This is a genomic window from Sphingomonas sp. (assembly GCF_042096255.1).
Taxonomy (GTDB): domain Bacteria; phylum Pseudomonadota; class Alphaproteobacteria; order Sphingomonadales; family Sphingomonadaceae; genus Sphingomonas.
Genome location: NZ_JBELLZ010000089.1, coordinates 1 through 13,125 on the forward strand (window position 1 = coordinate 1; position 13,125 = coordinate 13,125).

At 68.2% G+C, this 13,125-nt stretch carries 14 protein-coding genes and 1 tRNA gene; 10 read left to right on the forward strand and 5 right to left on the reverse strand.

Annotated features, from left to right (window positions below; all coding sequences use genetic code 11):
- The 3 genes from rpsB to ACFDTH_RS14515 all read right to left on the reverse strand — a co-directional run.
- Window positions 1-331, reverse strand: a 331-nt coding sequence (gene rpsB, locus ACFDTH_RS14505) for a 30S ribosomal protein S2 (protein WP_375288268.1), incomplete at its 3' end; no start/stop codon positions are given.
- A 471-nt stretch (window positions 332-802) separates the two neighbouring features.
- Window positions 803-1,594 (reverse strand): CDP-alcohol phosphatidyltransferase family protein, encoded by a 792-nt coding sequence (locus ACFDTH_RS14510; RefSeq protein ID WP_375288269.1) that lies wholly within the window; start codon window positions 1,592-1,594, stop codon window positions 803-805.
- Window positions 1,591-2,322, reverse strand: a complete 732-nt coding sequence (locus ACFDTH_RS14515) for a phosphatidylserine decarboxylase (protein ID WP_375288270.1) — start codon at window positions 2,320-2,322, stop codon at window positions 1,591-1,593. Before ACFDTH_RS14515 ends, ACFDTH_RS14510 begins: the two co-directional genes overlap by 4 nt.
- A gap of 115 nt (window positions 2,323-2,437) precedes the next feature.
- Between ACFDTH_RS14515 and ACFDTH_RS14520 the strand changes: the two genes are divergently transcribed.
- From ACFDTH_RS14520 to ACFDTH_RS14535, 4 genes are all read left to right on the forward strand, one after another.
- Window positions 2,438-3,658: an NADP-dependent isocitrate dehydrogenase gene (locus ACFDTH_RS14520; protein WP_375288271.1), complete on the forward strand. Its 1,221-nt coding sequence runs from the start codon at window positions 2,438-2,440 to the stop codon at window positions 3,656-3,658.
- Between the two features lie 29 nt (window positions 3,659-3,687).
- Window positions 3,688-4,758, forward strand: a complete 1,071-nt coding sequence (opgC, locus tag ACFDTH_RS14525) for an OpgC domain-containing protein (RefSeq protein ID WP_375288272.1) — start codon at window positions 3,688-3,690, stop codon at window positions 4,756-4,758.
- A gap of 93 nt (window positions 4,759-4,851) precedes the next feature.
- Window positions 4,852-6,618, forward strand: coding sequence for a cation:proton antiporter (locus tag ACFDTH_RS14530; RefSeq protein ID WP_375288273.1), 1,767 nt, complete (start codon window positions 4,852-4,854; stop codon window positions 6,616-6,618).
- A gap of 41 nt (window positions 6,619-6,659) precedes the next feature.
- Window positions 6,660-7,796: a glycosyltransferase family 4 protein gene (locus tag ACFDTH_RS14535; RefSeq protein WP_375288274.1), complete on the forward strand. Its 1,137-nt coding sequence runs from the start codon at window positions 6,660-6,662 to the stop codon at window positions 7,794-7,796.
- Window positions 7,797-7,805: 9 nt separating this feature from the next.
- On the opposite strand, the gene ACFDTH_RS14540 is transcribed toward ACFDTH_RS14535, so the two are convergent.
- Window positions 7,806-8,090 carry a DUF2218 domain-containing protein gene (locus ACFDTH_RS14540; RefSeq protein WP_375288275.1) on the reverse strand — a complete coding sequence of 95 codons (285 nt, stop codon included), beginning with the start codon at window positions 8,088-8,090 and terminating at the stop codon, window positions 7,806-7,808.
- On the reverse strand, window positions 8,087-8,650 hold the full coding sequence (locus ACFDTH_RS14545; protein WP_375288276.1) for a PadR family transcriptional regulator: 564 nt from the start codon (window positions 8,648-8,650) through the stop codon (window positions 8,087-8,089). Before ACFDTH_RS14545 ends, ACFDTH_RS14540 begins: the two co-directional genes overlap by 4 nt.
- A gap of 95 nt (window positions 8,651-8,745) precedes the next feature.
- Between ACFDTH_RS14545 and ACFDTH_RS14550 the strand changes: the two genes are divergently transcribed.
- From ACFDTH_RS14550 to ACFDTH_RS14575, 6 genes are all read left to right on the forward strand, one after another.
- Window positions 8,746-10,071 (forward strand): replication-associated recombination protein A, encoded by a 1,326-nt coding sequence (locus ACFDTH_RS14550; protein WP_375288277.1) that lies wholly within the window; start codon window positions 8,746-8,748, stop codon window positions 10,069-10,071.
- Window positions 10,068-10,940 carry a hypothetical protein gene (locus ACFDTH_RS14555; protein ID WP_375288278.1) on the forward strand — a complete coding sequence of 291 codons (873 nt, stop codon included), beginning with the start codon at window positions 10,068-10,070 and terminating at the stop codon, window positions 10,938-10,940. The genes ACFDTH_RS14550 and ACFDTH_RS14555 overlap by 4 nt, the downstream gene beginning before the upstream one ends.
- Before the next feature lie 45 nt (window positions 10,941-10,985).
- Window positions 10,986-11,339 carry a cupin domain-containing protein gene (locus ACFDTH_RS14560; RefSeq protein WP_375288279.1) on the forward strand — a complete coding sequence of 118 codons (354 nt, stop codon included), beginning with the start codon at window positions 10,986-10,988 and terminating at the stop codon, window positions 11,337-11,339.
- 50 nt (window positions 11,340-11,389) lie between these two features.
- Window positions 11,390-11,465: transfer RNA gene (locus ACFDTH_RS14565), tRNA-Thr, on the forward strand.
- A 24-nt stretch (window positions 11,466-11,489) separates the two neighbouring features.
- The gene (locus ACFDTH_RS14570) at window positions 11,490-12,182 is read left to right on the forward strand and encodes an endonuclease/exonuclease/phosphatase family protein (RefSeq protein WP_375288280.1); all 693 of its coding nucleotides are present in this window, start codon (window positions 11,490-11,492) and stop codon (window positions 12,180-12,182) included.
- Window positions 12,183-12,184: 2 nt separating this feature from the next.
- On the forward strand, window positions 12,185-13,125 hold a 941-nt coding region (locus ACFDTH_RS14575; protein ID WP_375288281.1), incomplete at its 3' end, for a patatin-like protein.

A 13,125-nucleotide genomic window follows, 5' to 3' on the forward strand; every position in this document is an offset into this window, starting at 1 on the left:
TCGAGATCGTCTTCCAGTTGGTGAGCATGCCGCCCAGCCAGCGGTGGTTGACGAAATGCTGGCCCGAACGGCGGGCGGCATCGGCCACCGCATCCTGCGCCTGGCGCTTGGTGCCGACGAACAGTACCTTGCCGCCGCCGGCGACGGTGGAGCTGATGAAGTCCAGCGCGCGCGCGAACAGCGGCACGGTCTGGCTGAGGTCGATGATATGAACGCCGTTGCGCTCGCCAAACAGGTAGGGCTTCATCTTCGGGTTCCAGCGGTGGGTCTGGTGGCCGAAGTGCGCGCCGGTCTCGACGAGCTGCTGCATGGTGACGACGGGAGCCGCCATAGGATCATTCCTTTCCGGTTATGCCTCTGGGAAGCGGATGACCGGGGACGATCCCTGGCACCGGGCTATGATGCTTCCCATGCGGGTTGAGCGCGCGCCCTTAGCGGAAGATTTTTCCGCGCGCAACGGTTGACCGTGCGGAACGGATGTGGAACAAGTGAAAGAACAGAGCATGAACTTGACGTGTCTGGCGATCAAGCGACGGAAAACATGGACGAAATGTGACGAATAGACCCGATCCGGATGGAACGGGCGTCGCACTTACGGGTTGCCGCTGCAGGTTCGCGTGAGATTTGGAGGCGAACGTGATGACGATGCTTGGAATTCTTCTGTTCGGTCTCGCGCTTGCATGCGCGATCTTCGCGATCTTGGCGACCATCCTGCCCAATCTGGATAGGGTGGCCGACGCCCTTGCCGGGCGCAGCGGCCATTTCGCCCCGCTGGATGTCGCACCTGTTCGTCGCCGTCTGGTCAGGCACTGGCAGGTGGCGCCGGCGCGGCCGGCGTCACCGTCGCGCGCAGCCGCTTGACCCGCGCCCAGCTGGTCGCGCTGAACGGCATCAGCACGAGATAGGCGAGCGCCAGCAGGCTCAGCGTCTGCCACGGCGCGGAGACAAGGGCGGCGCCGAACAGCACCACTCCCGCCAGCGCCTCGAAGCGGATCGACCGGCGCAGCCGCAGTGAAGCCCAGCTGTAGGTCGGCACCCGAGAGACCATCAGCAGCGCGACGAACGCGGTCCAGGGTGCAATCACCAGCGGCGAGGCCAGCATCGGCACGTCCGCCCACATCCAGATCATGAGCGGCAGCAATGCCAGGCCTGCTCCTGCAGGTGCGGGCACGCCGGTCAGGAAACCCGCCGTCTTCATCGGCTGCTCCGCCGCATCGATCTGCGCGTTGAACCGCGCCAGCCGCAGCGCGCAGAACACCGCCAGCATCAGCGCCGCCACCCAGCCGAACCGCGGCAGCGACGACAGCGACCAGAGGTACAGGATCAGCGCGGGCGCGACGCCGAAGGAGATCGCGTCCGACAGCGAATCGAGCTCGGCCCCGAACCGGCTCTCGCCGTGAAGCAGCCGCGCGATCCGCCCGTCGATGCCGTCGAGCACGCCGGCGACCATCACCATCGCCACCGCGGTCTGCCATTCGCCCGAGATGGCGAAGCGCACGCCGCTCAGCCCGGAACACAGCGCCAGCGCGGTGACCGCATTGGGCGCCACCGCACGCAGCGGTAGCCCGCGCACCGGGCGGCGCGGCGGCCTCACTGCGTGATCGCCGCGACCGGCACGCCGCCGACCCGCCCGATCACCGTCTCTCCCGCGATCGAGCGCTGCCCCAACGCCACCTGCGGCACGCAATCGTCGGGCAGATAGACGTCCACCCGGCTGCCGAAGCGGATCAGGCCGACGCGCTGGCCGACCGCCACCATGTCGCCCACCTTGACGAAGCCGACGATCCGCCGCGCGACAAGCCCGGCAATCTGGGTGAAGCCGATCTTGCGGCCGTCATACCCTTCCACCACGAAATGCTGGCGCTCGTTCTCCTCCGACGCCTTGTCGAGATCGGCGTTGAGGAACTTGCCGGATATATAGACCACTTGGCGGATCGTCCCCGCGATTGGGGTGCGATTGATGTGCACGTCGAACACGCTCATGAAGATCGACACGCGCACCAGCGGCGCCGCACCCAGTTCGCTCGCCAGTTCGCGCGGCACCGGCACGCGCTGGATCATCGTCACCAGCCCATCGGCGGGCGCGACGATCAGCTCCTCGCCCACCGGCGTCGCGCGGATCGGATCGCGGAAGAAGGTGAACACCCAGGCGGTCACCCCCAGCATCGGCCAGAACAGGACCTTGGACACAAGGGTGAGCAGCAGGGTGAGCCCGAAGGCGATCGCGCCGAACTTCATGCCTTCGGGATGGATCGCCGGAAAGCGCCACTTGACGGTGGTGGTCGGCAGCGGCGCCTCGCCGCGCGGATGAAGCGATGTCATCGCCCCCGTGTAGCGCGCCCGCGCCGCGCGCACAACGCAGCCGGCGCGGTTGATCCCCCGCCCCATCCTGCCTATCGCCGCCAGCAACCCCTCCTCATCCGAAGGACTTGCGAGCATGGCGAAGATCAAGGTGAAGACCCCCGTCGTGGAGATTGACGGTGACGAGATGACCCGGATCATCTGGGAATGGATCCGCGAGCGCCTGATCAAGTCCTATCTCGACATCGACCTCGATTATTACGACCTCGGCATGGAGCATCGGGACGCCACCGACGATCAGGTGACGGTCGACAGCGCCAAGGCGATCCAGAAGTATGGCGTCGGCGTGAAGTGCGCCACGATCACCCCGGACGAGGCGCGCGTCGAGGAGTTCAAGCTCAAGAAGATGTGGAAGTCGCCCAACGGCACGATCCGCAACATCCTGGGCGGGGTGGTCTTCCGCGAGCCGATCGTGATCAAGAACGTTCCCCGCCTCATCCCCGGCTGGACCCACCCGATCGTCGTTGGCCGTCACGCTTTCGGCGACCAGTATCGCGCCACCGACTTCAAGGTGCCCGGCAAGGGCAAGCTGACCATGAAGTGGACGGGCGAGGACGGCCAAGAGATCGAGCACGAGGTGTTCGACTTCCCCGCCGCCGGTGTCGCGATGGGCATGTACAACCTGGACGAGTCGATCCGCGATTTCGCTCGCGCCAGCCTGAACTACGGCATCAACCGCAAGTGGCCGGTGTACCTCAGCACCAAGAACACCATCCTCAAGGCGTATGACGGCCGCTTCAAGGATATCTTTGCCGAGGTGTACGAGGCGGAGTTCAAGGACCAGTTCAAGGAGTTGGGCATCGTCTACGAGCACCGCCTGATCGACGACATGGTCGCCAGCGCGCTCAAGTGGAACGGCGAGTTCGTCTGGGCCTGCAAGAACTATGACGGCGACGTCCAGTCGGACCAGGTGGCGCAGGGCTTCGGCAGCCTCGGCCTGATGACCAGCGTGCTGATGAGCCCGGACGGTAAAACTATCGAGGCGGAGGCCGCGCACGGCACCGTCACCCGCCACTTCCGCCAGCACCAGCAGGGCAAGGCGACTTCGACCAATCCGATCGCTTCGATCTTCGCCTGGACCGGCGGCCTCAAGTTCCGCGGCCGCTTCGACAACACGCCCGACGTCACCCGTTTCGCCGAGACGCTGGAGCAGGTCTGCATCGAGACCGTCGAGAGCGGCGACATGACCAAGGACCTCGCCATCCTGATCGGCCCAGACCAGAAGTGGATGACCACCGAGCAGTTCTTCGAGGCGATCCGCGTCAACCTCGAAGCCAAGATGGCCAGCTGGGCCTAAGGCCAGCCCGCGGCGGGGCCCCCCACAGCATGAAGGGGGCCTCGCCCGTTCCCCGCGAGCCGCGGATCGACATTCTCCGCGGCTTCGCGATCCTCACCATCGTCCTCAACCACCTGACCCAGGCGGTCGAGGCCGGCGGACTGCGCGGCGGCTTCATCCCCACGCCCACGCGCTACGGCTATTCCACCGCGGCCGAACTGTTCGTCTTCCTGTCCGGCTACATGGTCGGGCTGGTCTATCTCGCCCGGCCTGCACCCATCCGCGCCATCCTGCGCCGCGCCGGTACCTTGTGGCTCTACGATCTCGCGCTGCTCGCGCTGGTGCTGCCGCTCGCCGCGATCATGACGCCGGCCGAACTGGCGTTCTGGCAGCTCACGCCGTTCCTCACCACGCCCGTGCAGGCGGCGATCGACTTCGCCACGCTCCAGCACGCGCCGCGCCTGCTAGACATCCTCCAGCTCTACATCATCCTCATGCTCGCCGCGCCGGTGGCGATCGCGCTGCACCGCCGCTCGCCCGCGCTGATGGTCGCGCTCTCGCTGCTGCTTTACGTCGCCGCGCAGGTGCTGATCATCCGTCGGATTGCGCTCGATCCGGACGGCAGGGACGATGGCCTGCTCAAGCTGCTCAGCTGGCAAGCCCTGTTCTTCGTGCCGATGGCGCTGGGCGCCTGGCGCGTCCACTCTCGCGTCTTCGCCTGGCTGGAGCGGAACTGGGCGGCGCTCGCCATCCTCATCGGCCTGTTCGTCGTCGCCGCCTTCGCCAAGATCTGGCAGGTCGAGCCGACGCTGTTCTCACCGCGGCACGGCCTCCACCTGCTGCGGCTCGGCCATGCGCTGCTGGTGCTGTTGCTTTATGCAAGCCTTCTCACGATCGCCGGCCCCCTGCTCCGCCTACGGCCATTCCGCGCGATCGGCACGATCGGCCGCCACAGCCTTGACTGTTTCGCCGCCGGCGTGGTGATCACCTACATGCTCGCTCTCGTTTGGGATCGCGTCGGCGGCGGGCACGCGCTCTATTATCTGCTGGCCGTGGTCGCGGTGCTGCTCACCGGCGTGGTCGCGACATGGCGGGACCGCCGCCCCGGTCGGAGCGCCTGAGAGCCTCGGCTTGAGGTTCGAGCGGAGGCGATCAAGTCATTTCGTCGCCGTCACGGGGCTGACAAGCGGTCACGCTTCTCGTTAGTTGGGCGCATGGCGCTCGGTCTCGACAATCCCAGCTATTCCGACGCTCTCGTCGTTCTCGGCGCCGCGGGACTCGTGATCCCGGCTTTCGCGCGCTTCCGGATCAGCCCGGTGATCGGCTTCATCCTGGTCGGGATGCTGGTCGGCCCGCACGGGCTCGGGACGCTGGTCCGCGAAGCACCGTGGCTCTATTATGTCACCATCTCGCGCCCGGACGTGATCGAACCGTTCGCCGAGTTCGGCATCATCCTGCTGCTCTTCTCGATCGGGCTGGAGCTGTCGTTCAAGCGATTGTGGACGATGCGCCGGCTGGTGTTCGGAACCGGTGCGGCCGAGCTAATCGGCTCCGGCCTCATCATCGGCATAGCGCTCCACATGCTCGGGCAGGGCTGGCCCGGCGCGATCGGGCTGGGCCTAGCGCTGGCGCTGTCCTCCACTGCCCTCGTCATTCCGCTCGCCGGCACGCACAGCGCCGTGGGACGCGCGGCGTTCGCGATGCTGCTGTTCGAGGATCTCGCGCTCGTCCCGATCATCTTCGCGCTGGGCGCGCTCGCCCCCACCGCCGAAGGCGGTTGGGAGGCGATCGCCGGCGTCGCACTCGCGGGCGGCGTGACGGTCATCACGATGTACGGCCTGGGCCGCCTGCTGCTGCCGCGCCTGTTCGCGCAGGCGGCGCGCACCAAAAGCCCCGAACTCTTCCTCTCCGCCGCCCTCCTCGTCGTGATCGTCGCCTCGGTGGCCACGACTGCCGCCGGCCTGTCGCCGATCGTCGGCGCGCTGCTCGCCGGTTTGCTGATCGCCGAGACCGAGTACCACAGCGAAGTCGAGGTGGTGACTGCGCCATTCAAGGGCCTGGCGCTGGGTGTGTTCCTGATCACCGTGGGGATGAGCGTCGATCTGCGCTCGATCCTGGAAAGCTGGCCCTCCCTCCTGGCCGCGGTGGCAGGCGTGGTCGCGGTCAAGTCGATCGTCACCTACCTGCTGCTGCGTGTCGCCAACGCTCGCCGCGGGGTGGCGGCGGAGACGGGCCTGCTGATGGGCAGCCCGTCCGAGACCACACTGATCGTGCTCGGTGTCGCCGCGCAGGCGCAGCTGATCCAGTCCTCAACCGTCGCCTTCTGGCAGACCGTCACCGCGATCGGCCTGACCATCACGCCCCTGCTTGCCAAGGCGGGCGTCGCGCTGTCGCGCAAGCTGGAGGCGCAGCCCGATTCTGAGGAGCCTGCCTCCGCGGAGGCACGCACTGTGATTATCGGCTTCGGCCGTGTCGGCCGCATGGTCGCGGACATGCTCGCCACCCACAATCAGCCCTATCTTGCTGTCGAGGCGGACATCGATTCGGTGAAATCCGCCCGTGCCGCTGGCCATCCGGTGCTGTTCGGCGACGCGGTGCGCAACGAACTGGTCGACCGGCTCGATCTCGCCAATGCGCGCGCGCTGATCCTCACCATGGACGATCCCGTCCTCTCGGTCCGCCTCGCCCGTCGCGTGCGTGCGCTCGCGCCCGACCTGCCGATCATCGCGCGTGCCCGCGATCCGCGCCACGCCGCCGAACTCTATCGCGCCGGCGTCACCGATGCGGTGCCGGAGACGCTGGAAAGCTCGCTCCAGCTGTCGGAGGCGGTGCTGGTCGATCTCGGCGTCGCGATGGGCCCGGTGATCGCCTCGATCCACGACAAGCGCGACGAACTGCGTGAGGCGATCCGCAGCGAGGCGAAGCTCAATCGCGAGCCGCGGATCCGCCGCGTCCGCCTGAAGGGCGAAGTCGCAGGCTGAGCGTCCGCTTTCCCGCCCCAATCGGCCGCTAGGCGGCGGCCATGCAGCCCTCGGACCTCCGCATCGCCCTGTTCAGCGGCAACTACAATTATGTTCGCGACGGGGCGAACCAGGCGCTCAACCTTCTCGTCGGCCACCTGCTGGCGCAGGGCGCGGCGATGCGGGTCTATTCGCCCACGGTCGCCAAGCCGGCTTTCGCGCCCACCGGCGACCTCGTCGACGTGCCCGCGCTGCCGGTTCCGGGCGGGCGTGGCGAGTATAAGATCGCGCGCGGACTGCCCGCGACCGTCCGCGCCGACTTGGAGGCGTTCGCACCCAACCGCGTCCACGTCTCCGCGCCCGATATCCTCGGCCACCGCGCGGTCACCTGGGCACGGAAGCACCGCATCCCGGTGGTCGCCTCGCTCCACACCCGCTTCGAGACCTACCCGCGCTATTACGGCCTCGCCTTCGCGGAGCCGCTGATCATCCGCCTGCTCACCCGCTTCTACAATCGGGTCGATCGCGTGATGGTGCCCGGCGGCAGCATGGCGGCGCTGCTGCACGAATGGGGGGTCACCACGCCGGTCGGCATCTGGTCGCGCGGGATCGACCATGCCCGCTTCACCCCGGCGCGCCGCGACCTCGCCTGGCGTCGCAGCCTCGGCATCGCCGACGACGTTGCGGCGATCGGCTTCCTCGGCCGGCTGGTGAAGGAAAAGGGCCTCGACATCTTCGCCGAGGTGGTACGCGAGCTCTCCCGCCGCCGCGTGCCGCACAAGGTGCTGGTGATCGGCGAAGGCCCGGCGCGCGACTGGTTTGCTGGCGAGGCGCCCGGCGCGGTGTTCGCGGGCTTCCAGTCGGGCGACGACCTGGGCCGCGCGGTCGCGTCGATGGACGTGTTCTTCAATCCGTCGGTCACCGAGACGTTCGGCAACGTGACGCTCGAGGCGATGGCCGCCGGCGTGCCGGTGGTGGCGGCGCGCGCCACCGGCGCGATCGACCTGGTCGACGAGGGAGGGACCGGCTTCCTGGTCCCGTCCCGTGACGTGGCCGCCTATGCCGATGCGATCGAGCGGATCGCCCGCGCACCGGATCTGCGGCGGACCTTGGGCGAGGCCGGCCACCACAAGGCGGCCGGCTATGTGTGGGACCGCGTCAACCAGGCGGTGCTCGACGCCCACCTGACGCTCGGCTGAGGACCGACCCTACCGCCAGTCGAAAGTCAGCGGCGCCTCACGGAAGGCGAAGCGGTCGAGGTGCTCTGCCACCACCTGTCGCATCCGTGCGTCATCTTCGCCCTCCGGCACGGTCAGCGCCACGTCCAGCGTCTCGCTGTCTGCCTTCAGTTCCAAGCGCGCGCCGTTCGGGAACTCGATCTCCGCCTCCTCCTCGGTGAAGCGCACCGCCATCTTGTGGCTCCAGTGCTTGGCGAGCTGCTGAAGGTAGCGGCTGGCCGAGCGGGTCGGCACCCGTGCGATCGAAACGCTCACCGCAGCCGCTCGATCTTCTGCGCGACCTCGTCGATCAGCGCCGCGACATCGTGCAGCGTGTCCTCGGAGAAGTCGCCGCGCGCCAGTCGCTCGCGCACCGCAACGCCCAGGTTGGTCATCGCACGGCGGATCGGCGCACCGTCGGTGCGCTTGGCCTCGGCGCCGAGATCGGTCAGCCGCGCCATCAGCGCGTCGACCATGTCGCGGTTCTCCTCCAAATGGGCGCGGCCACCGTCGGTGATCGCGAAGCGCTTGCGCGTGTCGTCGGATTGCTGCTCGGCAACATGGCCCATCTCGGCCAGCAGCGAGAGTGTCGGATAGACCACGCCCGGGCTCGGCGCATAACGCCCGCCGGTCATCTCCTCGATCGCGCGGATCAGGTCGTAGCCGTGGCGCGGCTGGTCGGCGATCAGCCGCAGCAGCACGAAGCGCAACTCGCCGCTGTCGAACATGCGCCGGCTGCGGCTGCCGTCGCCATCCCAGCTGAAGTGGAACGGGCCACGGCTCCAGCCGCCCCCGCGCGGGCCGCAGCTGCGGCCGTGCATATGATGGTGAAACATGCGAACTCCTGTCGTGATGCATCCAAGATATATCACGACTGGCCGGGCGCAAGAGCCCGCGTGTGCATTCTTGCGAAGGCGCCTATCTTGCCAGGATGGCCGATCTGTTCGCCGACTTCGAACCCGCTCCCCCCGAGCCCGCTGCACCCCCCGATGCGCCGCTTGCGGACTGCCTGCGCCCTGCCAGCCTCGCCGAGGTCGTCGGCCAGGAACACCTCACCGGACCGGAGGGAGCGATCGGCCGGATGGTGGCGGCACGGCGCCTGTCCTCGATCATCCTCTGGGGCCCGCCCGGCACCGGCAAGACCACGATCGCGCGGCTGCTCGCCGATGCGGTGGGCCTGCGCTTCGCCTCGATCTCGGCGGTCTTTTCGGGCGTCGCGGATCTCAAGCGCGTGTTCGCCGAGGCACGCGACCATGCGCGGATCGGCAAGCGCACATTGCTGTTCGTGGACGAGATCCACCGCTTCAACCGCGCCCAGCAGGACGGTTTCCTGCCGTTCGTCGAGGATGGCACCGTGGTTCTGGTCGGCGCCACCACCGAGAACCCCAGTTTCGAGCTCAACGCCGCGCTGCTCAGCCGCGCGCAGGTGCTGGTCCTCCACCGGCTCGGCCGCGAGCCGCTGGAACAGTTGCTGGAGCGCGCGGAAGCGCTGCTGGAGCGGCCGCTGCCGCTCACCCAGGAGGCCCGCGCCGCACTGGTCGCCAGTGCCGATGGCGACGGCCGCTTCCTGCTCAACCAGGCCGAGACCCTGTTCGCGAGCGACCTGCCCGCACCGCTCGACCCAGCCGGGCTCTCCGCCTTCCTCCAGCGCCGCGTGGCGGTCTATGACAAGGACCGCGAGGGCCATTACGGTGTCATCTCCGCGCTGCACAAGTCGATCCGCGGCTCGGACCCGCAGGCGGCGCTCTATTATCTCGCGCGCATGCTCACCGCGGGGGAGGAGCCGCTTTACGTGCTGCGCCGCCTCACCCGCGCCGCTGTGGAGGACATCGGTCTCGCCGATCCGCAGGCGCTGGCGCAGTGCATCGCCGCCAAGGAAGCGTACGACTTCCTCGGCTCGCCCGAGGGCGAACTCGCGATCGTCCAGGCCTGCCTCTATCTCGCCACCGCGCCCAAATCGAACCGGGTCTTTCTGGCGCAGAAGACGGCGTGGAGCGCGGCCAAGGAGCACGGCTCGCTCTCCCCGCCCAAGCACATCCTCGGCGCCCCCACCCGGCTGATGCGCGACCTGGGCTATGGCCGCGGCTACGAATATGACCATGACGCGCCCGGCGCCTTCTCCGGCGCGGACTATTGGCCCGAGGAGATGACGCCACAGACCTTCTACGAGCCCAGCGAGCGCGGGCTTGAGAAGCGCATCGGCGAGCGGATGGCCTGGTGGGCAGAACAGCGCGAAGGTCGCGCCAGCGGCGAGTGATCGTCCCCGGCCCCTTTCGCCACTTCGCCGCGATCGACTGGTCGGGCGCAGTCGGCGAGCGTCAGCGCGGCATCGCCGTTGCTATTGCAGCTATCGGCACCAGCGCGCCGGCGCTGGTTCGTCCGGATCACGTCTGGTCGCGTCAGGAGGTGCTCGACTGGCTGCTCGGCGACATGCCGGACGACACTCTGATCGGCTTCGATCTCGGCACTGCGCTCCCCTTCGTCGACGAGGGTGCCTTCTTTCCGGGCTGGAGCGACACGCCGCCGGACGCCCGTACGCTCTGGCAGATGGTAGAGCGCATCTGTCGCGATGATCCGCACCTCTCCGCCACCAGCTTCGTCGATCATCCCGAAGCGGCCCGCCACTTCCGCCGTCACGCCGGTCGCAAGGGCGAGTTCTTCAGCGGCCGTGGCCGTCTGCGCGTCACCGAACAGGCGCAGCGCGAACAGGGGCTCAATCCCTACAGCAACCTCAATCTTGTCGGTGCGGCGCAGGTCGGCAAGTCCAGCCTCACCGGCATGCGCGTGCTTCAGCGGCTGGACGGCCGGCTGCCAATCTGGCCGTTCGATTCGCTACCGCGGCAGGGCTCGATGGTGGTGGAAATCTACACCACGATCGCCGCGATCGCTGCGGGCCGCCGCAAGGGGCGCGCCAAGATGCGGAGCTGGGAAGAGGTGGATGCGGCGCTCGCGTCTCTCGGCGGCGCAATCACAGGCCGCCGCGGTCCAGTGGACGACCACAAGGCCGACGTTCTGCTGACCGCCGCCTGGCTGCGCACCGTCGCGCACGATCCCGCCCTCTGGCACCCTGCCGCGCTCACGCCGCACATCGCGCGCACCGAAGGCTGGACCTTCGGCGTCCGCTGAAGCGTATTCGCCTCGCATCTCGCCCCCAGCTCAGGAGGAATCCCCATGACCGTCCGCAAGCTCGCCCTCGCCGACGCCAGCTTCGAGCGTTCTCCCGGCCAAGAGGGCGACGTCTGGACCGGCAACGTCGTGGACCAGCGGCACGGTGGCCCGATCACGATCGGTTACGGCCGCTATGGTCCTGGAGCCTCGCTCGACGAGACAATGGCGGTGGACGACGTGATGATCGTGCTGGAGGGGCAGCTGTCGGTCACCACCGATGCCGGCACCGTCACCGCCGGGCCGGGCGAGTTCGTCTACATGCCAAAGGGGGCGAAGGTCACGATCCGCGCGCACGATGCGGGCGCCGTCACCGCCTATGTCACCTACCCGCACTGGCAGGAAGCGGCAGCGGATTGATCGGCATGGTCTTGGCGCGGACGAACCGCGTCGCTATCGGCCATCGCCACGCCGGTTTAGCTCAGCTGGTAGAGCAGCGGTTTTGTAAACCGAAGGTCGCGGGTTCGATCCCTGCAACCGGCACCACCCCCACAGCGTTGCGCCACCGGAATGACCATCCGCGTCGCAAGCTATAACATTCGCAAGGGCATCGGCACCGACCGCCGCCGCAATCCGGAGCGGATCCTGGAGGTGCTGCGCGAGATCGATGCGGACGTGATCGCGCTTCAGGAAGCCGATCGCCGCTTCGGCGCGCGGCAGGCAGTGCTGCCGCTCCATCTGCTCGACGAGCATGGCCACTGGAAGCCGGTCACCTTCGGCGTTCGCGCCGGCAGCATGGGCTGGCACGGCAATGTGCTGCTGGTCCGCAAGACGGCGCGGGTACTGGGCTGCGAGGTGATCCACCTCCCCGCGCTGGAGCCGCGCGGCGCGGTCATGGCGGAGGTTTCGGTGAACGGCCGCACTTTGCGCATCGTCGGCATGCACCTCGATCTGTCCGGCCTCTGGCGTCGGCGCCAGGCCGCCACCATTCTCGCGCACGTCGACAGCTGCGTCGAACGGCATCCCACCGTGATGATGGGGGATCTCAACGAATGGACCCGCGCGGGCGGTTGCCTGCGCGATTTCAGCCATGGCTTCTGCTATGCAGAAACCGGTCCCAGCTTCCACGCGCGCCGGCCGATTGGCCGGCTGGATCGGATCATGGTCTCGCGGGACCTCAGCGTTGCCGCGTGCGGTGTCCACGCCTCTCCGGCCTCGCGCACCGCATCGGATCACCTGCCGATCTGGGCGGACCTGGCGTGAGCGTGGTCCGGGAGGCGGAACTCCGGCTGGCCTTGGTCTGCTACGGCGGGATCAGCCTTGCCGTCTACATGCACGGCATCACCAAGGAGCTGTGGCACCTCGCCCGCGCGAGCTGCGCGGTGAACGCCGGCACCGCCCCGCCCTCTCCTACCGCCACGGTCTATGCCGAGCTGCTGAACGAGATCGCAGGCCGCAGCGACACCCTGTTGCGCGTGCTTATCGACATCGTCGCGGGTGCCAGCGCCGGCGGCATCAATGGTATCTTCCTGGGCCAGGCGATCGCGTCGGGCCAGTCGCTCGAACCGCTCACCGAGCTATGGCTCGACTCGGCGGATGTCGAGGCGCTGATCGATCCTTCGGCCGCGCCGCCATCGCGCTTTTCCAAAGTATGGGCACTGCCACTCGCCTGGATGGCAGCGGGGCGCAGCGAATCGGCGCTGGACGACGCGGACGAGACGACCCGCGAGGAGGTCCGTCGCAAGCTCTCCCACTTCATCCGCTCTCGCTGGTTCGAGCCGCCGTTCAGCGGCGCCGGCTTCACCAACATGCTCCTCGACGCGTTCGCCGCGATGGCGGCGGCGGAACGCGGCCCCCGCCTGCTGCCCGCGCGCCAGCCGCTCGATCTGTTCGTCACCGTCACCGATTTTACCGGCCATCCCGAGCGGCTAAAGCTCCACTCGCCGCCGGAGGTGGTGGAGACCGAACATCGGGTGGTGATCGACTTCTCGGATCGCGGGCAGCCGGTGGACTCGCTTGCCGATCCGGCCGAACTCGCCTTCGCCGCGCGCGCTACGTCCAGCTTTCCCGGCGCCTTCCCGCCCCTGACCGTCGGTGAGATTGACGCCGCGATGAAGGCGCGGCGGCAGCGCTGGCCAAGGCGCAATGCCTTCCTCTCCCGGATCCTGCCCCGCCACGTCGCCGCCGGCGCGGTCGAGCAGACGGC